Genomic DNA, 20,767 nt, shown 5'->3' with positions numbered 1-20,767 from the left:
TCAGCCGACCGGGGGAATGCCCGTGGATGCCAGTGCGGTGCCTCACTTGCGGATCGGCGGCCCTTCGGCCGCTGCGCAGACGTTCGGCAGTCGCGAACGACATTCGCGCGGGGAAGCGGCATCGATGACGGATTTGATCGCGGGTCAGGGTCTGGGCGCACCCAAGAGCGGCGGTTTCGACTTCGCCAGCATCAGGACGAACGTCTTGCGCGGCGATATCGGCCTGGCATTTGGCGTTCTGATCATCCTTGTCGTCCTGATCATGCCGCTGCCAGCCATCGTGATGGATCTGTTCCTCGCGATCTCCATCACCATGTCGGTGCTGATCCTGATGACGGCGCTGTTCACCCAGACGCCGCTGGAATTCTCGTCATTCCCGACCGTGCTGCTGATCTCGACCATGTTGCGGCTGTCGCTGAACCTGGCCTCGACCCGCCTGATCCTGTCCCATGGCCACGAAGGCACCGCCGCGGCCGGCCACGTCATCGAGGCGTTCGGCAATTTCGTGATGGGTGGCAACTTCGTCATCGGCATCGTCGTGTTCGCGATCCTGGTGATCGTGAACTTCATCGTCATCACCAAGGGTTCGGGCCGTATCGCCGAAGTCGCGGCACGCTTCCAGTTGGACTCGATGCCCGGCAAGCAGATGGCGATCGACGCCGATCTGTCGGCCGGCCTGATCGACGAGGCCACCGCCAAATCGCGCCGCAAGGACCTTGAAGACGAAAGTGGCTTCTTCGGCGCCATGGACGGTGCTTCCAAGTTCGTCCGCGGCGATGCCATTGCCGGCCTGCTCATCACCGCCATCAATGTGATCGGCGGGATCATCATCGGTGTCGCGCAGCAAGGCCTGTCGTTCTCGGAAGCCGGCCGCACCTATACGCTGCTGACCGTCGGTGACGGCCTGGTCACCCAGGTTCCGGCGCTGATCGTCTCCACCGCCGCAGGCCTGCTCGTCTCGAAGGCCGGCATTACCGGCGCCGCCGACAAGACGCTGATCAAGCAATTCTCCGGCTATCCGCAGGCGCTGGGCATGTCGGCCGGCGTCATGCTGACGCTGGCGCTGCTACCGGGCATTCCGATGCTGCCGTTCCTCGCACTCGGCGGCGGCGCAGCCTACCTCGCCGTCACCGCTAACAAGCGCAACAAGGTTGCACGTGCCGAGGTCGCGCATCAGGCTGCAGCGCCCGCCGCCGCCGCAGCAGCACAAGCCGCCGCCGCGGACGAGCCGATTTCCGCATCGCTGAAGATCGACGATCTCAAGATCGAACTCGGCTACGCGCTGCTGCCGCTGGTCAACGGCCCGGACGGCACCGATCGCCTGACCGAGCAGATCAAGGCGCTGCGCAAGTCGCTCGCCGTCGAAATGGGTTTCGTGATGCCGTCGGTCCGAATTCTGGACAACGTGCAGCTCGAAGCCAACACCTACATCATCAAGATCAAGGAAGTGGACGCCGGCACCGGCCGCATCTGGCCGAACCAGTTCATGGTCATGGATCCCGGCGGCAATCAGGTCAATGTCCCGGGCATTCACACCACCGAGCCGACCTTCGGCCTGCCCGCCACCTGGGTCGATGCCGGCCTGAAGGAAGAAGCCTCGCTCAAGGGCTACACCGTGGTCGATGCCGCCACGGTGCTGTCGACGCATCTGACAGAGCTGCTGAAGGGCAATATGTCGGATCTCTTGTCCTACGGCGAAGTGCAGAAGCTGTTGAAGGACCTGCCGAAGGAACAAGGCGAACTGGTCAAGGATATCGTCCCGTCGCTCATCACCGTGTCGGGCATCCAGCGCGTGCTGCAATTGCTGCTCACCGAACGTATTTCGGTGCGCGATCTCTCGACCATCCTCGAAGGCATTGCCGACGCCCTCGCCTTCTCGCGCAACCCGTCGACCATCGTCGAGCATGTACGTGCGCGCCTCGCGCGACAGATCTGCGCGCAGAACACGTCCTACAACGGATACCTGCCGCTGATCGCACTGTCGGCGCAGTGGGAGCAGGCCTTCGCGGAATCGATCATCGGCACCGGCGAAGAACGCAGTCTCGCGATGCAGCCATCGAAGCTGTCGGAGTTCATGACCACCGTGCGCGATCGTTTCGAACAGGCCGCGCGCGAAGGCGAAGCGCCGGTGCTGGTCACCTCGGCCTCGATCCGGCCGTTCGTGCGCTCGCTGGTGGAACGGTTCCGTGCGCAAACCACCGTGCTGTCCCAGGCGGAAATCCACCCCCGCGCGCGCCTGAAGACCGTCGGAAGCGTCTGATTCGGCGGCAAGAGGCTAGCAACCTTGCCCGAAACCGATGTAAATTCGTCACAGACAAGAGATTTGCCAGAATGTCGCAGCCCGAGGCCATTTCGGGGCGATGGTGCAAATCATACTCAACGCCCTGATAATAAATAATAATTCGTGAATTTCAGGACCAGGCCGGGTGCTTCAATCGCGCCAGATCACGTCTTATCACTGCTTTGTGATCGACTATTTGGAACGGAACGGCCCAACACCACGTTTCCTATGCGTGATGAGTTGAACCTGCCGACGCGGACACGACACAAACGGTCGTAGGCAGAGTAAGACGGCAGGGAGCGTTTCCAATGAACCACTCGATTTACAGCGCGGATCGCATGACCCACCTCAAGGTGGTGATCGTTGCTCTGGTCGCCGGTATCTTCGTGGCAGGCTTCGGAATCTCGGCCCGCATGAATGCTGACGAAGGCTACAGCCAGACCGCCAGCGCTCGCGTGATCAAAGCAGGCCAGCCGGTTGCTGTCACCAATTCGAATGCCAGCATGGTCCGCTAAGGAATTCAAGAATTCGCGTGGCGATGTCCCCCAAGGTCGTCAGGTGAATACATGAAGCTCCACTTCCCCCCGAGTGGACTTCTGAATGGAAAACGCCCGCTCCCCACGGGCGTTTTTCTTTTGTGGGGTGCTTTGTTTGCGACGTCATCTGCACCACGATCACGGCGTAACGGATCGGTAAAGCGCCTTCGCGAAAGCCACCCTACGACCTCCCTGAATTTGAATGTCAAACAGCACTGCCCTTCGGACATGCGACATCGCCCCTGTTATTTGCGGCGCGGGAGCGCCGTCGTGTTTCGCATTCCCGCCCCCTTGTGAGAGGGCGTGCGGAACGCCGGGTGCCCGTTGCACCCTTGGGCCTGATGCAGAATGCGGTCTTCCGCAATTGTGAGTGCATCAGGAATTTCGGAGGCGCAGGGCAAGTGCCCAGCGTTCCGCCTGCGGTGTTTTTTCGGTTGCCTGCACATCTGCCATGGCGAACGGTCCCATCACCAAAATTAATGTCCCAGGGCGGAGGGACAGGGTAGCCGCAAAGCACTTGGCCGAACGCGTTTCGAGTTGGTCGTCCGTCACACTGTCCAGAGGGTCTTTCCATCCCAAGGTCGGCCGTCTCCTTGCCAGTGGCAGTGCTGGCGCAGATCCGTCCTGCCCGAAGACAGACGTCACCCCCAAACCGCGTGACGCCGCATCTCCGGCGTCCACCGCATCCCACCCCGCGAACGTGACGATCGCGATCGCCCCTCTCGGTGGGGCAGGACGAAGGGGAATATAAACCTTATAGGGATGCTGTCAATGAGGGATAGGAAAAAATGTTTGGGTGCGCCAAACTGTCATTCCGGGGCGCGGCCGGCTCTTGCCGGACGCGACCCCGGATCTCAGCATGGGAGTCTTCAACCGCACCAAACACTCCGGGATTCCGGGCTCGCATTGCAGCGGCTGCGCCGCTTTCATGCGCCCCGGAATGACGAGTCCCTTCACCGTGCCGGCGGCACCGTTTCGATCAGCTTGCCGGTGAACACGATCGGGCCCGTGGCTGCACCGGTCGGCGAACCGCCTTCCGGCTCGACGGTCACGGCAAAAGTCGCCTGATTGACGACGTCGGGATCATAGGCAGCGAGTGCGGCACGCGATGTGAAGTCGTTGCTGCCGATCACGCCGAGCGAGCGCGGGCGCTGCAGCTTGTCGGACACAATCCAGAGCTCGTAGCTTTTGCCGGCCTGCGGTTCAGCCCCAACCTTGCGCACTGTAAAGTTTTTGGTCGCCGCATCGACAGTGAGGATGAATGCGGGCGACGCAGCGTCGGTCTGCAGCAAGGCGACGTATTGCGCCTGAGCTGGTGCGGGCGGCGCGAGCGGCGCTGGCGCCTGCACCACCTGTTGCGCTGCCTTCGGGCGTAAACCTGCCGGCAGCAATTCGGGGCGATAGGCCTGCACGGCAATCAGCGCAACAAGCATGGCGGCAATCGCGGTCATGCCTGTGGCGACACCGCGCCAGCGTTTTGCCTGGACCGAGAAATCAATCACGTTCGAACGATCGAGCGTCGAACGATCGATCGCCGGCTGCTCAGCAACAACCGCCGCTGCAGCGACCGGCTGCGGCGCTTCCGGATGCACGATCGCTTCTTGCGTACCGGCCAGACCGATCGCAACGCGGATTTTCTCCCAGACTTCAGGACGCGGCTCGACAAGGCCGACCATCTGATTCAGAACGCCGAGCTTGCGCTCCCACGCCTCGACCACAGCGGCAAAATCCTTGTCAACGGACATCATGGTCTCGACCTGCACGCGCTCTTCGGCACTGAGCGTGCCAAGCGCATATTCCGCGGCAAGCGCGATATGGTCTTCGCTATAGGCCATCATGTCAGTCCCAGACACTCCCGGATGTCCATCATACTACGGCGCAGCCACGTCTTCACTGTATTGACCGGCGCTTCGAACTTCGTCGCGAGTTGTTCGCGGCTCCAACCATTGTAGTAAGCAAGCAGCACCAGTTTCTGCCGGTCCGGCTCAAGCCGGCCCACGCACTCCAACAAGCGCTTCAATTCTTCGGTCATTTCCTGTCGCGCGAGCGGGTCAGGTGTATCGGCTGCCACTTCCATTGCAGCCGGCTCTTCCTCGATAGACGTTTCGCTTCTCTTGCGAACGACATCGATAGCGCGGTTACGAGCGATCGACGCCATCCACGTGATCGGCGAGGCAACACCGGGATTGAATTGCCCGGCGCTGTTCCAGATCTTGACATAGGCCTCCTGGATGACTTCCTCGGCGAGATCCTGTCTGCGCAAGATACGGATCACGACGCCAAAGAGTTTCGCGCGCGTCGCTGCGTAGAGTCGCTCGAAGGCGGCTTCATCCCCTTTGGCAACTGCGGCAAGAAGCCAGACCAGCTCAGCCGGCGTCAGCATTACGTCTCCCCAACCTCAATATACCTTTCGCCTTACGGAGGTGCCGCCCGGCGGTATTCCCTGTCGTAACATAGATTATAGCAAGCGGGCCATGTCGCTGTTTATGCTGTGGATAGACCACAAACAGCAAACCCGGACCTCACGGCCCGGGCTTGATGACTTCAATCTTTGAGGCTCGTTGGCCCGCCGCTTCTGCGGATCAGGCCACTGCGCCGATGCGGGCACGCATCAGGCCGATGCTGTCGAGGTCGGCCTGTTCGCGTGCGTTCTCTTCGTCGCGCGCGCGGGCCTGATCGCGCTCATCGAGCAGTTCGACCTTCTTGAGTTCTTCGAACGCTTCGGTGAGCAGTGCCTTCGCGTCTTCGAGCTGCACGCGCAGCTCATCGGCTGAGCGCGTCAGATTCTCGCGACGTTGAATCGCAGCCTTGGCGTAGGTCGGATAGGCAAAGTGAGTGGGATCCTGAATACCGGCGCGATCCTGTTCGGTCTGGATCTCGCGCTCGAGATCGACCGACATGCGCTGGAAATCCGCAATCATGCCTTCGATCTGATTGACCCGTCGGCGCTTCTCATCGACCTGGAACTTTTTCAGGCGGATCAGTGTGTCACGTGACTTCATCGACTCATACTCCCCAGAAGTCCCAGTCTCAACGCGGGACACAACCGGCCGACCGCAAGGGGCAGGCCGGCCGAAACTCGTCTCTGAGGGTCATGATGGCCTGACAAAGTTAGCGTTCCGTTTCCAAACTACCAACGATCTGTTGCAGTTGCTGATAACCTTGGGCCAGTCCGCAGACTTCGTCCTTCCGTTGCCGCAGGAATGCCTCGAGCGGCTCATGCAGCCGGATCGCCTCGTCCACTTCCGGACTGGAACCGGCGCGATAGGCGCCGAGCCGGATCAGCTCCTCCATATCGGAATAGGTCGCCATGATCTGCCGGGCCCGCGTGATCGTCGGCAAATAGGCTGGATCGCAGGACCGCGGCATGGTTCGCGACACCGACTTCAGGATATTGATAGCAGGATAGCGGCCGCGCTCGGCGATACCGCGTTGCATCACGATATGGCCATCGAGAATGCCGCGCACGGCGTCAGCAACGGGTTCGTTGTGATCGTCGCCGTCGACCAGCACCGTGAAGATACCGGTGATCGAGCCTTCGTCGGTGCCCGGCCCTGCCCGCTCCAGCAGCTTCGGCAGTTCGGTGAACACCGTCGGCGTATAGCCTTTAGCGGTCGGCGGCTCGCCGACGGACAGACCGATCTCACGCTGCGCCATGGCGAAACGCGTAACCGAGTCCATCATGCACATGACGTCCTTGCCCTCATCGCGGAAGAACTCCGAGATCGACAGCGTCAGATAGGCCGCTTGCCGCCGCATCAGTGCAGGCTCGTCCGAAGTCGCCACGACCACGACGGCGCGTGCGAGACCTTCTTCGCCCAAGTCCTCCTGCAAGAACTCCTGCACTTCACGGCCACGTTCGCCGATCAGGCCGATGACCGAGACGTCGGCATCGACATTACGTGCCAGCATCGACAACAAGACCGACTTGCCGACGCCGGAGCCCGCAAAGATGCCCATGCGCTGGCCGCGGCAGCAGGTCAGGAAGGTATTGAGCGAGCGCACCCCGAGATCGAGCGGCGCGCCGACGCGTTTGCGAGAATGGGCGGGCGGCGGAGACGCGCGATACGGCATTGGTGCCGGCCCCTGCAGCAACGGCCCCTTGCCGTCGATCGGCTCGCCCATGGCGTTCACGACGCGGCCGAGCCAGGCAATCGAGGGCCGCACCTGGCTGGCAGCATTGGCAATCACCGCCCGGCAGCCGCGACGTACGCCTTCCAGTCCGGCGAAGGGCATCACCACGGCGTTGTCGCCACTGAAACCGATCACCTCGGCGGGGATGGAACGGCTTGTCCCGGTCTCGATGGTAATTCGGGCACCGACCGACATCGCGTGGATCGGCCCGGCCACCTCAACCATTAACCCGCGAACACCGACCACCCGGCCGTAAATATTGACGCCATCGAGGTCAGTAATCTGTTCCGCAAGGGCTTTCATTGCAAAACCCTTAAGTTTCGCTTCATTGCCGGCTCGGCCTTAACCCCGTGTTTACCCGCATCGTTAATCATTACGTCACTGTCTTGGATGACTGAGAGCATTCGCGCCATCAGAATGAAGGGGCGAGTCGGTGGAGTCGGTTAAGTCCGGCTCTTAATGTGGAGCTTGAACGGGTACGGGTACAAAAAGAGTCTTTGCTGCAACATCTTATGGCGATTCGACAAAAATTGCACGATTAGAGCTTGCGCTGAAGAATCAGGTTTTGTTAACCATATCCAGTCAGGATCCGAATCAGTTGTTCGTAGGCGTTTTTTGGTGCCGCAAGTATGGCGGCCGACCTGACGCCCGGAGCGGCGACTAAAGGGGACTGGCATGCGCGTTTTGCTAATTGAAGATGATAGCGCCGTTGCGCAGTCGATTGAGCTGATGCTCAAATCCGAGAGTTTCAACGTCTATACGACGGATCTCGGAGAAGAGGGCGTCGATCTCGGCAAGCTCTACGACTACGATATTATCCTGCTCGATCTCAATCTGCCGGACATGTCCGGTTACGATGTGCTCAAGCAGCTGCGGGTGTCCAAGATCAAGACCCCGATCCTCATTCTCTCGGGCCTCGCCGGCATCGAGGACAAGGTCAAGGGTCTCGGCGTCGGCGCCGACGACTACATGACCAAGCCTTTCCACAAGGACGAGCTGGTTGCCCGCATTCATGCGATCGTGCGCCGCTCCAAGGGCCACGCCCAGTCGGTCATCCAGACCGGCGACCTGGTGGTCAATCTCGATACCAAGACGGTGGAAGTCGGCGGTCAGCGCGTCCATCTGACGGGCAAGGAATACCAGATGCTGGAGCTGCTCTCGCTCCGCAAGGGCACCACCCTCACCAAGGAAATGTTCCTCAACCACCTCTATGGTGGCATGGACGAGCCCGAACTGAAAATCATCGACGTTTTCATCTGCAAGCTGCGCAAGAAGCTGGCGAATGCTTCCGAAGGCCGCAACTTCATCGAAACCGTCTGGGGCCGTGGCTATGTGCTCCGCGAGCCGCACGAAGAAGAGATCCGCATCCCGGCTTGAGTTTCAAGCTGGCTTGAGCGTCACTCCCCGAAAGTTCTCACGAAACCCCGCCGAAAGGCGGGGTTTTTGTTTGCGTGGATGAACTCTCCCATTGCTCGCTGAGACGAATACAATAAGCGGTATCGAGCGATGTCGCTTGAAGCGCATTCGGGGGCGGAATGGTTCTGCAATCTCTGGTCGGGCTGCCAGCCTTTCTCGTTTACTTCTGCACCGGCATCGTCGCCGTGATGCTCTATCTGTTCGTCTATCTGCGCGTGACTGCACATGACGAGTTCGCGCTGATCCGCAAGGACTGCGCGCCGGCAGCGATCGCGCTGGGGCTCAGCCTGCTCGGCTTTGTGCTGCCGGTGGCTAGCGCCATCGTCCACTCCGCCAATGTGATCGACTGCCTGATCTGGGCGATCATCGCACTGATCGTGCAGATCGCCGTCTATTTCATCTTGCGCATTCCGGTGCCGCAATTGTCGGATCGCATCGCCAATGGCGAGATGGCCCCGGCCCTCTGGCTCGGCCTCGCCTCCCTTGCCGCCGGCGTGCTCAACGCTGCCTCCATGGTGTATTCGCCATGACAAGCGAGCCCGCAAAGAACTTCGGCAAGCGCCAGCCCGTGCAGCCAATGCATGAGGAGGCCCCGTCGCGCAAACGCTCCAACCATGTGGCGCTGCTGCTGATGGGGACGATGGCCCTGGGCGGCGGCGCCTATGCGCTGATGCCGAGCGAACATTGCGACCCGAACCGCGCGGCCATCGCCGGCCAGCAGCAGGAGTGTCAGCAGCGCAGTTCGTCGTCATCCTCCGGCGGCCATGGCTATTCAGGGGGCAGCAGTTCCTCGGGACGCAGCAACTTCGCCAGCACCGGATCGTCATCCGGCAGCGGATATGACAGCTCGTCATCCAGCAGCAGCCACGTAACCCACGGTGGCTTCGGCTCCTTCGCCTCGCATTTCTCCGGCGGCGGCTAGTTTCTCATGCAACGCATCGCATGTTCCGAGCGTGACGATTGGCAGGCCACCGCCGCCGCGACGGGCTTCGTGTTTCATACCGAAGCCGGCGACCGCTATTGGGATGAGCGCGCCTACTACGCTTTCACGCTGGATGAGATCGAGCGTCAGATCGAAGCCCCGACTGCCGAACTCAACGCGATGTGCCGCGAGCTGGTCAGCCGCGCGGTCAAGGATGAGCGCTATCTGCGGCTGCTGAAGGTTCCGCAGGCTTACTGGACCTTCATCGCCGCAAGCTGGCAACGGAGCGATCCCAGTCTCTACGGCCGTTTCGATTTCCAGTTCGACGGCAAAGGCCCGGCAAAGCTGCTCGAATACAATGCGGACACGCCGACCTCGCTGTTCGAAGCCGCGGTGTTTCAATGGACATGGCTCGAACAGGCGATCGAGCGCCAGATCATTCCGAAACGCGCCGACCAGTATAATTCACTGCATGAGCGACTGATCGAAGCCTGGCGCAAGATCGGCGCGGGCAAGCCGCTGCATCTCGCAGCCGCCATGGACAATGCCGAAGACCGCGGCACCGTGCAGTACCTCGCCGATGTCGCACAACAAGGCGGGCTCGCACCAACACTGATCGACATCAAAGAGATCGGCTATGCCGACACCGGGCACTTCGTCGATCTCGAGGACCAGCCGATCGACCTGATGTTCAAACTCTATCCGTGGGAATGGATGTTCCGCGAGGCATTCGGCGGCCGTCTGAAAGGCGCATCGACGCGCTGGATCGAGCCACCGTGGAAAGCCATTCTGTCCAACAAGGGCATCCTGCCGCTGCTATGGGCGATGTTTCCGAACCACCCGAACCTGCTGCCCGCGTATTTCGACGATGATGCTGCAGCCGCTGAGCTCGGCACATCCTATGTGCGCAAGCCGCTCTATTCGCGCGAAGGCGCCAATGTCACGCTGGTGAGCGGCGGCGGCGCCATCGATGCGCAGCCCGGTCCCTATGGCGAAGAAGGTTTCATCCGGCAGACGCTAATGCCGCTGCCGAACTTTGCGGATCAGTATCCGGTGCTGGGCAGCTGGCTGGTCGAAGACGTGCCATGCGGGCTCTCGATCCGCGAGGATGAGAATCCGATCACCGGCAACATGTCACGCTTCATTCCGCACGCGATCCTGTGACGGAGCTTAGCGCGCCGGCGCAGCAGCAGCCTTCAGACCCACAGGCGTCATGCTCGGCACGATCGACGGTGCGGCACGGACGACGTTCGGACGGTACAGGCCACGCTTGTCGGCATGCGGCTTGAACGCGTCGGTCAGACCGACAACGGTCTCTGCGGCGCCCAGCGCCAGGAAGCCATCGGGCTCCGTGCACTTGGCCAGACGACCAAAGATCTGCGTCTTCATCTCCTGATCGAAATAGATCAGCACGTTGCGGCAGAAGATGATGTCGAACTTGCCCATGCTGGAGAAGTCCTGAAGCAGATTGAGCGGCTTGTACTGGATCATCGACCGGATCTCCGGATTGATCTGCCACATTTCGCCGGTCTGCTTGAAGTATTTGACCAGCAGCTGGATCGGCAATCCGCGCTGGACTTCGAACTGAGTGTAGATGCCCGACTTCGACTTCTCGAGCACCTGCTGCGAGATGTCGGTACCGATAATCTCGATCCGCCATCCGGCGAGCTGGGCGCTCATTTCCTTGATCGTCATCGCGATCGAATACGGCTCCTGACCGGTCGACGCCGCCGCACACCAGATCCGCAGGCTCTTGCGGGCCGCGCGCGCCTGGATCATCTCCGGCAGCACGACATCGCGCAGATGGTCGAACGGGACCTTATCGCGGAAGAAGAAGGTTTCGTTGGTGGTCATCGCTTCGACCACGTCGGACGCGAGCGTGGCTGCGCCGTTCTTGATCTTCTGCACCAGCTCTTCAAGACCCGACAGGTTGGCCTTGCGTGCGAGCGGCATCAACCGGCTTTCGACCAGATACTGCTTGTCAGCAGACAGATCGAGACCCGAACGCTCCTTCAGAAACTTGCGCAGGAAATCATAGTCTGCCGGTGTCATGACCGATCTCCCGAGAAAAGACGAACCACTTTCGAACCGATCTGATTGAGCGGCAGGATAGCCGAGCAGATGCCCGCATTGGCGGCAGCGCCGGGCATACCCCACACCACGCTCGATGCTTCGTCCTGCGCGATGACGTTGCCGCCGGCGGCAACGATATCCTTGCCGCCGCGCATGCCGTCCGAGCCCATGCCTGTCAACACGACGGCGAGAATGGCGCCGTGCCAGACGTCGATGGCAGACGTGAACAGCGGATCGACAGCAGGCTTGCAGAAGTTCACCGGCGGACCGTCATCGAGCGCGATGGCGATGTTGGCGCCCTGCTTGACTGCGCGCATATGCTTGCCGCCCGGCGCGAGATAGATCTGACCGGCCTTGACGAGTTCACCATCGACACCTTCGCGAGCCGGACGCTTGCTGGCCCGGGCGAGATGTTCGGCGAGAATGGTCGTGAAGGTCGGCGGCATGTGCTGCGTGATCAGAACAGGCACCTTGTCGATCACGGCGCCGATTTCGGCAACCAGCGTCATCAGGGCCTGCGGCCCGCCCGTGGACGAACCGATCAGCAGCGCGCGTGGCATCGTGGCGCTGAAGGGACGCTTCACGAGCTGCGCCTGCGCGGCGACGGATGACACGGACTTGAAAGACGGCGCAGCGTCGCGCGCCGCGGGAGCCGGCACGATGGACGGCGTCGTCGCTGACTTCAGGCGCCGAACCTTCGCGCCAAGATGACGGATCTTCTGCAGCAGGTCATGCTTGAAGACGTCGGCAGCGGAAATTTCCCGGGTGCTCTCCGGTTTCGGAATGTAATCGGCGGCGCCGAGCGACATCGCCTTGAAGCTGATCTCCGCGTTGCGGCGGGTCAGCGTCGACGCCATGATGATGATGAGGTTGCGCTTTTTCGCCAGCAGCTGCGGCAGCGCCGAAATGCCGTCGAGCTCCGGCATTTCGATATCGAGAATGGCAACGTCGGGATTGATACGTTCGATCTGGTTGACAGCATCGAGACCGGTGCGAAGTGAGGCCGCGACCGACATATCCGGCTCGGCTTCGATCCAGCGCGAAATCAGGCCGCGAATGACGACAGAGTCGTCCACCACCATGACTCGCAGTGGTTCATACCGCGAATCGACGACAGGAGGACTTATCACATCAACACTCATGAACTCACCGGACGCAACACAACGCGACAAATGCACTGACAAAACAAATGCACAAACAAAAAGGCAGGCGCCGGAAGTGGAATACGCAATTCCGGCGTGAAAGTTAGATCAGGCCAACTTCCTGAAACTTCGCCGACACGATTTCCTTGTCGAACGGTTTCATGATGTATTCGTTCGCGCCGGCATGCAGAGCGCGCGCGATGTGGGCCACGTCGTTCTCGGTCGTGCAGAACACGACCTTCGGAACATCGCCGCCAGGCATGCGGCGCAGGTTACGCAGGAATTCGTAACCATCCATCACCGGCATGTTCCAATCAAGCAAAACAGCGTCCGGCAAGTTCTGCTTGCAGATTTCGAGCGCTTTCTCGCCGTCTTCAGCTTCGGTGATCTCGAAATCGAGACCTTCGAGAATCCGACGGGCGACCTTACGGATGACACTGGAGTCATCGACAACCAGACATGTCTTCATGTGAGCCTCATTTCCACCGCGGACAAAATTGTCCAAGTGCTGGTCTTAGGCGGCCAGCTTGTCGGGCGAGATTTCAAGAATACGATCGACGTCGAGCACAACCATCAGCTGGCCATCGAGACGATGGACACCATCGGCCATCTTGGCCATCCGGGGATCCAGATTGACCGGATTCACTTCACGGCTCTCATCGGCGAGCTTCAGGACTTCGCCGATCGAGTCGATCAGCAAGCCGTAGGATTCACCGCGGAGATCAACGCCCACCGCCATCGGCGGCTTGCCGTCTTCGTTCTTCGGCAGGCCGAGACGCGAGCGCATGTCGATCGCGGTCACAATTCGACCGCGCAGATTAAGCACACCGGCGACATCGCTGGAGGACAGCGGCACGCGGGTCAGGCGCTCCGGCATGAACACGTCCTGGACGCGCGAGATCGGCATGCCGAACAGCTGTCCACCGATCATGGTGGTCACGTATTCGGTGATTGCACCGTCGGCGATCGGAGCCTTGGTCGTCGTGGTGGCAGTAGTGGTGGTGGTCATTGCGATTTCCCTCACGCAGCCTGACGAACTTCAGTGGTCTGTTCTTTGAGCGCCGCGATCAGGCCGGGGCGATCGAACTTGGCGACGTAGTCATGGAAGCCTGCGAGGCGACCGCGCTCGATGGCAGCCGGAGAGATCATCGCCGAGAGAGCGATGATCGGTGTGTGGCTGAGTTTCTGATCCGCACGGATGGTCTCGGCGAATTCGAAGCCGTTCATGTCCGGCATTTCGATGTCGGTGAGGATCACGTCGACCTCCTGCCCCGAGCGCAGGAATGACAAGCCTTCCTGGGCGTTGGTGGCGACGCGCACCTTGTAGCCGGCAGCCTTGAGCACGGGCGAGAGCATGTTGCGGAAGAAGGCGGAGTCGTCGACCAGCAGCACCGATTGGGCGGTTGCCGAGACACGCATTTCCTTACGCGAGAACCAATCGGCGAAAGCCATCGGCAGGAAGTGACCGACGTCGATCACTTCGGTCGCGAGACCCTTGATGACAGCCGAGCCGAGGATCCCCTCGCGACCGCTGGCCACTTCGATATGCAGGCGCTCTTCGACGATATCGACGATTTCGTCGACGACGAGACCCATCGAGCGGCCGTCGTCTGCAAAAACGAGGATCGGCTGGGTACCCGACGTACGGACGGTCACGCCTTCCATCTGCACCAGCGGCATCAGCTGATCGCGGTACTGGACCATGTAGCGGCCGTTCGACAGCTCGACCTTGTCAACACCCACTTCTTCCAGACGCGTGACGAGACCGAGCGGCACGGCCTTCGGTTGTGCCGAGCCGGCGCGGAACACGAGCAACGATGTCAGCTGTTCTGCATTCATCGCGCGCATTGCGGCGTTCTCGTCGGCGATCTCGTGAGCGTTGGATGCCAGAGCACCAAGCTCCTGCGCGATGCCGTTCGGATCGACGATCATGATCACCGCGCCATCGCCCAGGATGGTGTTGCCGGAGAACATACCGATGTGACGGAGCTTGGTGGACATCGGCTTGACGACGATTTCTTCGGTGTGGAAGACGCCATCGACGACGATGCCGAAGGTCTGGTTGCCCACCTGGGTCACGACGATGAAGCCGTTCTCCGGATCGGCCGACGAGCCGTCATCGATCTGCAGCAGCTTCTTCAGATGCATCAGCGGCAGCAGCTTGTTGCGCAGACGGAGCACCGGGGTGTCCTTGATGCGCTCGATGCGATGTTCGGAATTGGCGCGCGCACGCACCAGTTCGACGACCGCGAGCTGCGGGATCGCGAAGCGATCACCACCGGCTTCGACGATCAGCGCGGACACGATGGCCAGCGTGAGCGGGATCTTGATGGTGACGCTGGAACCCTCGCCGGCCACCGACTTGATGTCGATGGTGCCGCCGATCTGATCGATATTGGTGCGCACCACGTCCATGCCGACGCCGCGGCCGGAGACGCTGGTAATTGCAGCAGCAGTCGAGAAGCCCGGCGCGAAGATGAACTTGTGGATCTGGGCTTCCGACATCTTCTCGATATCGGCTTCGGTGGCCAGACCGTTCGAGATCGCCTTCGCCTTGATCCGCTCGGTGTTGAGGCCACGGCCGTTGTCGGCGATACAGATCAGAATGTGGCCGCCTTCATGATAGGCGGACAGACGGATCGTGCCCTGCTCCGGCTTGCCTTCGGCAGCGCGCTCGGCCGGCGTTTCGAGGCCGTGATCCGCCGAGTTGCGCACCATGTGGGTGAGCGGATCCTTGATCAGGTCGAGCACCTGGCGATCGAGTTCGGTATCGGCGCCGTGCATCTCGAGTTCGATCTGCTTACCGAGTTCGCCGGCCAGATCGCGCACGATACGCGGCAGCTTCTGCCAGGCATTGCCGATCGGCTGCATGCGGGTCTTCATGACGCCGTCCTGCAGTTCGGCCGTCACGGTGGACAGGCGCTGCAGCGGCACCTTGAATTCGGTGTCTTCGTGACGACGGCTGATTTCCAGCAGCTGGTTGCGGGTCAGCACCAGCTCGGAGACCATGGTCATCAGATGTTCGAGCGTGTCGACGTTCACGCGGATCGACTGGTTCGCGACCTTGTCGGCTTCTGGCTGGTCGACCTCGACTGCAGTCTTCTTGGCGGCAGGCTTCGGAGCAGCAGCCTTCGGCGCGGCGGGCTTTTCAGCAACCGGAGCCGGCGGCGCGACGGGCGCTGCAGGCGCTGCAGCTGCTACGGGCGGTGCCACTTCGATGGCGGTTTCCTGGAAGGCGCGCTCAAGCTCTTCGAGCGAGACTTCGCCTGGGCGCAATTCACGCTCCAAGGTCGGAACGACCAACGGGGCCGACTCGGCCACGACAGGCGCTTCCGGTGCGATCGGAGGAGCAGATTCCGTCATCGATTCCATGCCTTTTTCGACCATGTGATGCAGTTCGCCAATCAGATCCTCGTCGACGCCTTCAGGCTCCGCTTCCGTGGCTTCGAGCTGACCGAGGATTTCCTTGATGCGATCGATCGTGGTCAGGATGAGCGTAACCGCTTCTCCGGTGACCGGCATTCCATCGCGGAATTTGCCCATCAATGTCTCGGCGGCGTGGGCCAGGGCTTCGAGACGGGGCAGTCCGAGAAATCCGCACGTGCCCTTGATGGTGTGAACCAGGCGAAAAATATTATCGAGAATTTTCGCGTTATTCGGGTCCTGTTCGAAACGGACCAGCTGATTGTCAACCGTATCCAGGCTCTCGTTGGTTTCCGTCAAAAACTCGCGGAGAAGATCATCCATGAAAATAGGCCTTCACACTCCAGGCTCGCGACTTTCGCTACGCCTTTCGAAGTCTGGCTACTTTCCCCGCAAAGCGTTTAATATTAGTTGAGCATTCCCAAAAACAATGAATGCGACATTTAGCTATATGCACGCACGCGTACGAGCCCGCCAAACGGCGGACTCGTAAAGAGTTCATTAAGAGTTGAATGAGTTTGCGATCAGATCGCGGTGACGACAATGGCGTCGCCTTCGGGCACCAAGGTCACCTTGAGGCCGCAAGCCTGCGCCAGGAGCCGCGTGTAGTAAGGCTGCACGGCATGGGCATCGATGCTGCCAACTTGTTCCGAGGCCAGCATATCGACGATGGCCTGCGGCAGGCGTGCGTTGAGGCCTGCAGCGGTGATCTTGAAACCCTGCGGCTCACCTTCGCCGATGCCATCGATCTTGAGCACGCCGCCGCGCGGGATCGTCTGCTGCGCGATGACCAGCATGTTGAGCAGCAGCTTGACCTTGTTCTTCGGCAGCAGAAGCCGCGGCAGATTCCATTCGATCTTGGTCTTGGCGTCTTCAAGATGACCGCGCGACATGGTCTGCGCGTCGCCGAGATCGATCTGCGCGCCGGCCGAGCCGGCGGCGCCGAAGGCGAGCCGGCAGAATTGCAGGCGGGCCGATGCGGTCTTGGCGCTCTTCCGGATCAGATCGAGCGCGAATTCCTTGTCTTCCGGCTTGGGATTGTCGTCGAGCACTTCGAGCCCGTTGACGATGGCGCCCACGGGGCTGATCAGGTCGTGGCAGACCCGCGAACAGAGCAATGCCGCGAGTTCAAGGGCATCGGGGGCCGGACCTGGCGTGGGAGTGTCGGACATGAAATGCGCTCCTGGGGCCACACAGAATGAACGGCGAATCAAGCATTTGCTTTACGGTTAGATACACCGCAGATGGTGGCGCGACCACAACAAGGCTGGCACAGTCCACCGGTGCAACGCCCACGCGTAGAAATGAACGGGGATGACATGCAGGGGATGAAGGCTAGTCGATGACGGATGATTCGCGACCTCGCATGGATGCCGCGCGGGCTGCCACCCTGATGGAGCCGCTGACCGAGCTCGCCGCACAGGCCGGCGCCGCCATCCTCAAGGTCAACCGCAATGTCATGACGGTCGACGGCAAGGCCGACGGCTCGCCCGTGACCGAAGCCGATCTCGCAGCCGACCATGTGATCGGCGAAGGACTGGCCCGGCTGTTTCCGGGAATCCCGTCGCTGTCCGAAGAGCGCCTGCATCTCGCCACGCCCCCCTATGCCGGCACCCTGTTCCTGATCGACCCGCTCGACGGCACCAAGGAATTCGTCGCCGGCCGCCAGGAGTTCACCGTCAACATCGCCCTGATCGTCGATGGCACTCCGCTACTGGGTATTGTCGGTGCCCCAGCCCTCGGGCTGATCTGGCGCGGGCTGGTCGGCCGCGGCGCCGAACGTGTCGAACTCGCACCAGACCTGTCCATCCGCAAGGTCACACCGATCCAGACCCGCGCGGCGCCCGCTCCGGGCGCGGCATGGACCGCTGCGGTCAGCCGGTCCCATGGCGACCAGCGAACCGAGGCTTTCATCGCCAGCCGCCCCGGTGCTGTCAGACAGGAGTTCGGCTCGGCGCTGAAATTCTGCCGCGTGGCCGAGGGCCAGGCCGACATCTATCCGCGGTTGGCGCCGACCTGTGAGTGGGATGTGGCCGCGGGCCATGCCGTGGTGGTGGCTGCAGGCGGCAAGGTGACGGACACCTTTGGCAAGGCGGTTCGCTTCGGCGGCGACCGGAAAGACTTCATCGTGCCGGAATTCATCGCCTGGGGTGACCCCACCGTGAGCGCGCGCGGCTGAACCCGCATTATTTCGCCAGGATATCCTGCACACCCGGCCAGCGCTTGCGCGCGCCGGGCAGATATTTGGCCGGTGCCGCAGCAAAGGCGTCGCGGGTTTCCTCCCGGCCAAACAGGTAAAGGCGTTCGCCCGTAATGAGCCACAAACGCGGATTGCCGGCGAAGGCGACCCCGCGGGCGACGTCGACGGGATCATAGCCACCGAATTGCGGACCGTAGATGTCCGGATGCGCGGCGAAGGAGGCGCGGTTGCCCTCATTGCGGAAGCGCCAGACGGTGCCCTCTTCCGACATTTCGAAGTCCGGCTGCCCGAGCGTCGGGCGGCCTTCGGTGAAATAGGCCACCGGATCGAAACCGCTGATTGCGAGACCCGTATATCGGTCAGTGACCACGCGTTCGCTGGTCGCAGCCTGCGCGCCCGCCGGGAAGAGAGCGGCCGCCAGCAGCAGAATCAAGGCAATTCCACGGCTCCAGCCTGACAATTCCCGCCGTTGTGCCGTCATAGTTGATACCGATAGTATAGGGAGTCGGGGACAATGATTGCAGAGTTAAACCGTGCTTCTCAGCATCCGGTTAAAGCCGCGGTCGCAAATTTGAAATACCAGGGGTTCTTTTCATGACCTTCGCATCACGCCTGGCAGCGGTCGCGCTAGCCACGTTCACGCTCGCCTTCTCGCCGGCTTCTGCGCAGCAACCACCGCGCGGCCAAGCCGCACCGGACACCTATCGGTCCGAAGAACTCATGACGGCCGGCCATCGGTTTTTCGGCAACGTCTCACGCGGCCTCGCTTCGGTGATCGAAAAGGCCGTCAGCCAATGGGGCCTGCCGAACGGCTATATTCTGGGCGAAGAAGGCAGCGGCGCAATCGTGGCAGGCCTGCGTTACGGAGAAGGCACGCTCTATACGAAGAATGCCGGCGATCTGCGCGTCTACTGGCAAGGTCCCTCGGTCGGCTTCGACTGGGGCGGCGACGGCGCCCGCACCATGACGCTGGTCTATAACCTGCCGGCCACCCAGGCGATCTATCAGCGCTTCGCCGGTATCGACGGCTCCGCCTACATCATCGGCGGCTTCGGCATGACGGCACTGACTGCCAACAACGTCGTGCTGGTGCCGATCCGTTCGGGTCTCGGCCTGCGGCTCGGCGCCAATATCGGGTATCTCAAATATACCCCCAGCGCGACCTGGAACCCATTCTAACCTCTTCGATCGGAGCGGCGCGCGATCAAGCGCTTCTGAACGGGCGAATAAAGGTTAACGAGGCGTTACGCTGTCTTTGCCGGCGGTGCCATGGCATGCTAACCGCTGCATTTTGAGAGCGTGGGAGCATTCGTCATGGTTGAACCGATCATGTATCTGGCGATCGGTTTTCTGATCTCGATGCTCTGCGGCCTGATGATCATGCCGCTGGTGCATAACCGCGCCGTCCGCCTCACCACCCGCCGGCTCGAAGCCGCGACGCCACTGTCGATGGCGGAAATCCAGGCCGACAAGGACCAGCTGCGCGCGGAATTCGCGATGGCGGCACGGCGGCTGGAAATGAGCGTCGACCAGCTCAAGAACAAGACCACCAGCCAGCTCGCCGAACTCGGCAAGAAGTCCGACGCCATCAACCGCATGAAGCTTGAGCTCGGCGAAAAGAACGCCACGATCTTCGCGCTGGAAGCCCGTGAAGCCGCCGTGAAGGAAAAGCTCGGCCTCACCGAGGCCGACTTCACCAGCAAGACGGAAGCGTTGCGCGCCGCCGAACAGGCTTTGAGCGACAAGCAGAGCGAACTCGCCAAGCTGAACCACGACCTCTCGGACCGCTCCATGGTGGCCGACACCCGCCAGGTCGAGCTCATCGCCGTGCGCGCGCAGGTCGAGGAATTGAAGGGCCGCGTCGGCGATGCCGAAAAGGAATTCGCCAATACGCAGCACCGACTGGAGCTGCAGCGCGGCGAGTCCGACACCGCAACGCGCGAACTCACCGAGGCGCGCGCCCGCGTCGAGAATCTCAGCCAGCGCGTGACTGATCTCGATCAGCAGCTCACCATTCAGGTGCGCGAAGCCGAACAGCTCGGCGCCCGCGTCACCGATCTCGAGAGCCAGCTCTCGACCCAGAGCAAGATCCTCGCCGAGCGCGATTTCGAGAACAGCCAGTTGCGCCAGGCCAATGAAGCCGCCGAACAGATCGCGCGCGACCTGCGCGTCGAACTCGCCGCCATGAACGGCGCCAAGGGATCCCCTGTTCTCGAGAAACTGCGCGCCGAGAAGGCCGCCGTGGAGACCGAGCTCGCCGCCGCCCGCGAGGAGCGCGCCAAGCTGCAGCGCGACCTCAACGGCGTCCATCAGCAGGCCGAGAGCGCATGGGCCACCGAGCGCATGGAAAACGCGCTGCTCCGCGAACGCATCAACGACATCGCCGCCGAAGTGGCCAAAATGGCCATGACGCTGGAAGGGCCGAATTCGCCCATCGAGGCGATCCTGGCCGCCGCACCGGCGCCCGCGGCCCAGCCGCGACCGGCCAATGACGCAGGTTTCCCCCCAACAGCACCCTCGCCGACCGGATCCGGGCGCTGCAGTCCCATGCCTCCCGCGCCACGCAGCCGGGCTAAATCGCGGGCCAGGAACCCGGATAGGCCGCCCGGCCAGATGCGGAGACTTATTGTGACGACTTGC

The 20,767-nt window shown here is 61.6% G+C and carries 19 protein-coding genes and 1 pseudogene; 9 read left to right on the top strand and 11 right to left on the bottom strand.

The annotated features are described in order from the left end of the window. The first annotated feature begins 22 nt into the window (after positions 1 to 22). Both flhA and RSO67_RS25945 read left to right on the top strand, forming a co-directional pair. Positions 23 to 2,260, top strand: coding sequence for a flagellar biosynthesis protein FlhA (gene flhA / locus RSO67_RS25950; protein ID WP_315841182.1), 2,238 nt, complete (start codon positions 23 to 25; stop codon positions 2,258 to 2,260). A gap of 329 nt (positions 2,261 to 2,589) precedes the next feature. Beyond that, positions 2,590 to 2,796, top strand: coding sequence for a hypothetical protein (locus RSO67_RS25945; RefSeq protein WP_315841181.1), 207 nt, complete (start codon positions 2,590 to 2,592; stop codon positions 2,794 to 2,796). A 974-nt stretch (positions 2,797 to 3,770) separates the two neighbouring features. Here RSO67_RS25945 and RSO67_RS25940 read toward each other — a convergent pair. The 4 genes from RSO67_RS25940 to fliI form a co-directional block, all read right to left on the bottom strand. Further along, positions 3,771 to 4,652 carry an anti-sigma factor domain-containing protein gene (locus RSO67_RS25940; RefSeq protein WP_315844362.1) on the bottom strand — a complete coding sequence of 294 codons (882 nt, stop codon included), beginning with the start codon at positions 4,650 to 4,652 and terminating at the stop codon, positions 3,771 to 3,773. Then, positions 4,652 to 5,200 carry a sigma-70 family RNA polymerase sigma factor gene (locus tag RSO67_RS25935; RefSeq protein ID WP_089267514.1) on the bottom strand — a complete coding sequence of 183 codons (549 nt, stop codon included), beginning with the start codon at positions 5,198 to 5,200 and terminating at the stop codon, positions 4,652 to 4,654. The genes RSO67_RS25940 and RSO67_RS25935 overlap by 1 nt, the downstream gene beginning before the upstream one ends. Positions 5,201 to 5,399: 199 nt before the next feature. Continuing rightward, positions 5,400 to 5,819, bottom strand: coding sequence for a flagellar export protein FliJ (gene fliJ / locus RSO67_RS25930; RefSeq protein WP_092149167.1), 420 nt, complete (start codon positions 5,817 to 5,819; stop codon positions 5,400 to 5,402). 109 nt (positions 5,820 to 5,928) lie between these two features. Next, positions 5,929 to 7,254, bottom strand: a complete 1,326-nt coding sequence (gene fliI, locus RSO67_RS25925; RefSeq protein ID WP_315841180.1) for a flagellar protein export ATPase FliI — start codon at positions 7,252 to 7,254, stop codon at positions 5,929 to 5,931. 372 nt (positions 7,255 to 7,626) lie between these two features. On the opposite strand from fliI, the gene ctrA reads away from it, so the two are divergent. From ctrA to RSO67_RS25905, 4 genes are all read left to right on the top strand, one after another. Then, positions 7,627 to 8,328, top strand: coding sequence for a response regulator transcription factor CtrA (gene ctrA, locus RSO67_RS25920; RefSeq protein ID WP_068737116.1), 702 nt, complete (start codon positions 7,627 to 7,629; stop codon positions 8,326 to 8,328). 158 nt (positions 8,329 to 8,486) lie between these two features. Further along, positions 8,487 to 8,897, top strand: coding sequence for a DUF350 domain-containing protein (locus RSO67_RS25915; RefSeq protein ID WP_089267516.1), 411 nt, complete (start codon positions 8,487 to 8,489; stop codon positions 8,895 to 8,897). Beyond that, a complete protein-coding gene (locus RSO67_RS25910; RefSeq protein WP_315841179.1) occupies positions 8,894 to 9,289 on the top strand; it encodes a hypothetical protein in 396 nt (131 codons plus the stop codon). The genes RSO67_RS25915 and RSO67_RS25910 overlap by 4 nt, the downstream gene beginning before the upstream one ends. Before the next feature lie 6 nt (positions 9,290 to 9,295). Beyond that, entirely contained in the window at positions 9,296 to 10,453 is a 1,158-nt protein-coding gene (locus RSO67_RS25905; protein WP_315841178.1) for a glutathionylspermidine synthase family protein, read from the top strand. 6 nt (positions 10,454 to 10,459) lie between these two features. On the opposite strand, the gene RSO67_RS25900 is transcribed toward RSO67_RS25905, so the two are convergent. The 6 genes from RSO67_RS25900 to chpT form a co-directional block, all read right to left on the bottom strand. After that, complete coding sequence (locus RSO67_RS25900; protein WP_315841177.1) at positions 10,460 to 11,341, bottom strand: protein-glutamate O-methyltransferase CheR; 882 nt, start codon at positions 11,339 to 11,341, stop codon at positions 10,460 to 10,462. Beyond that, positions 11,338 to 12,504, bottom strand: coding sequence for a chemotaxis response regulator protein-glutamate methylesterase (locus tag RSO67_RS25895; protein ID WP_315841176.1), 1,167 nt, complete (start codon positions 12,502 to 12,504; stop codon positions 11,338 to 11,340). Before RSO67_RS25895 ends, RSO67_RS25900 begins: the two co-directional genes overlap by 4 nt. A 103-nt stretch (positions 12,505 to 12,607) precedes the next feature. Then, positions 12,608 to 12,973 (bottom strand): PleD family two-component system response regulator, encoded by a 366-nt coding sequence (locus RSO67_RS25890; protein ID WP_068737128.1) that lies wholly within the window; start codon positions 12,971 to 12,973, stop codon positions 12,608 to 12,610. 45 nt (positions 12,974 to 13,018) lie between these two features. Further along, complete coding sequence (locus RSO67_RS25885; RefSeq protein WP_315841175.1) at positions 13,019 to 13,513, bottom strand: chemotaxis protein CheW; 495 nt, start codon at positions 13,511 to 13,513, stop codon at positions 13,019 to 13,021. 11 nt (positions 13,514 to 13,524) lie between these two features. After that, positions 13,525 to 16,251, bottom strand: coding sequence for a hybrid sensor histidine kinase/response regulator (locus RSO67_RS25880; protein ID WP_315841174.1), 2,727 nt, complete (start codon positions 16,249 to 16,251; stop codon positions 13,525 to 13,527). 200 nt (positions 16,252 to 16,451) lie between these two features. Beyond that, positions 16,452 to 17,099: a histidine phosphotransferase ChpT gene (gene chpT / locus RSO67_RS25875; protein ID WP_068737134.1), complete on the bottom strand. Its 648-nt coding sequence runs from the start codon at positions 17,097 to 17,099 to the stop codon at positions 16,452 to 16,454. Positions 17,100 to 17,269: 170 nt separating this feature from the next. Between chpT and cysQ the strand changes: the two genes are divergently transcribed. Beyond that, positions 17,270 to 18,106, top strand: coding sequence for a 3'(2'),5'-bisphosphate nucleotidase CysQ (cysQ, locus tag RSO67_RS25870; protein ID WP_315841173.1), 837 nt, complete (start codon positions 17,270 to 17,272; stop codon positions 18,104 to 18,106). Positions 18,107 to 18,113: 7 nt separating this feature from the next. Here the strand turns inward: cysQ and RSO67_RS25865 are convergent, their stop codons facing one another. After that, positions 18,114 to 18,608 (bottom strand): YHS domain-containing (seleno)protein, encoded by a 495-nt coding sequence (locus tag RSO67_RS25865; protein ID WP_315841172.1) that lies wholly within the window; start codon positions 18,606 to 18,608, stop codon positions 18,114 to 18,116. 113 nt (positions 18,609 to 18,721) lie between these two features. Here RSO67_RS25865 and RSO67_RS25860 point away from each other — a divergent pair, with 113 nt between their 5' ends. Together RSO67_RS25860 and RSO67_RS25855 are read left to right on the top strand one after the other, a co-directional pair. After that, a complete protein-coding gene (locus tag RSO67_RS25860) occupies positions 18,722 to 19,306 on the top strand; it encodes a DUF1134 domain-containing protein (protein WP_089267524.1) in 585 nt (194 codons plus the stop codon). 135 nt (positions 19,307 to 19,441) lie between these two features. Continuing rightward, positions 19,442 to 20,703: pseudogene (locus RSO67_RS25855) on the top strand (hypothetical protein). The last annotated feature ends 64 nt before the right edge of the window (positions 20,704 to 20,767 follow it).

This window comes from Tardiphaga sp. 709 (genome assembly GCF_032401055.1).
Lineage (GTDB): Bacteria > Pseudomonadota > Alphaproteobacteria > Rhizobiales > Xanthobacteraceae > Tardiphaga.
Note: the sequence above shows the minus strand (reverse complement) of the source record. Positions and strands in the feature narration are given on the sequence as shown.